The organism is Nocardiopsis sp. LOL_012 (assembly GCF_048060475.1).
Taxonomy (GTDB): domain Bacteria; phylum Actinomycetota; class Actinomycetes; order Streptosporangiales; family Streptosporangiaceae; genus Nocardiopsis.
In genome coordinates this window covers 1-1,205 of sequence record NZ_JBHMIV010000092.1, presented here as the reverse complement: position 1 = coordinate 1,205, position 1,205 = coordinate 1, and the positions used below count along the sequence as shown (strand labels likewise).

The window sequence follows — 1,205 nt, the reverse complement described above, 5'->3', positions numbered from 1 at the left end:
GGGCGATCGCCCACGACAGCACCGAGTGGGGCTACCCCTGGTCGGACTTCTGCTGGATCACGGTCGACACCGCCGCACCCGAGGTCGGCCCGCAGGTGGCCTCTACCGACTACCCCGCCGGTGACACCGCCCACGGCGGCCTCGGCCACACCGGTGAGTTCACCTTCACCAACAACGGCGTCACCGACGCCTCGGCCTACCACTACAGCCTCAACGACGCCTCCTGCTCCACCGAGACCACCCTGGACACCCCCGGTGCGGACGCGACCGTGCCCATCACCCCGAACCGGGTCGGATCGAATCTGATCCATGCCCGGACGGTGGACGCTCACGGGAACGCCTCTGACTGTGTCCTGGCGTACAGGTTCACGGTGGCGCCACCAGCCACCTCGGTCGCACACTTCCCGCTGGACGAGGGGCAGGGTTCGACCGTCACCGATGCTGCGGACACCTCCCGCACCGCCACGACCACCACGGCTCCGTCGTGGGTTCGCGGCCGGATCGGTGAGCGCTCGGGCCAGTCCTACCGGCTGGAGGGCACCGCCGCCGACCTGGACGGGACCGCCGCACTGACCACGACCGGACCCGTGGTGGACACCACCGGCTCCTTCACCGCCTCCGCCTGGGTCAGACTCGACTCCACCCCCACCGGCAACGCCACCGCCCTTAGCCAGACGGGCGACTTCCAGTCCGCCTTCCACCTGGGCTACCAGAGCTCCTCCGACTCGTGGGTGTTCAAGATGTCCCCCCACGACGACTCCCCCACCTCCGGCAGCACCGGCTGGACCTACACCTACAGCCAGAACCCGGTCCAGCTCGGCGTGTGGACCCACCTGCTGGGCACCTACACCCCCGACACCGGACGGCTCGACCTCTACGTCGACGGCCTCCACCAGGCCAGCGCCCACCACCCCACCGCCTGGAACGCCGGCGGCCCCCTGGCCATCGGCGGCGCCCAGCACAGCGGCAGCCCCGACTACTTCTGGCCCGGCGCCATCGACGACGCCCGCGTCTGGGACCGCGTGGTCCTCGACGAACCCCTCATCGAGGACCCCGACGCCCGCTCCCAGGTGTGGGAACTGGCCAACGAACCCGCAGCGCTGGAAGGCCGCTGGAAGCTGGACGAGACCAGCGGCACCACCGCGGCCGACTCCTCCGACCACGGCCTGGACGGCACCCTCAACGCCGACCCCGCCACCGCCTGG

1 protein-coding gene is annotated in these 1,205 nt (G+C 71.0%); it reads left to right on the top strand.

Translation table 11 applies throughout. The annotated features are described in order from the left end of the window. Positions 1-1,205 (top strand): LamG domain-containing protein (locus tag ACFHWE_RS23560; RefSeq protein WP_416604064.1); only part of this gene is annotated, 1,205 nt, incomplete at both ends.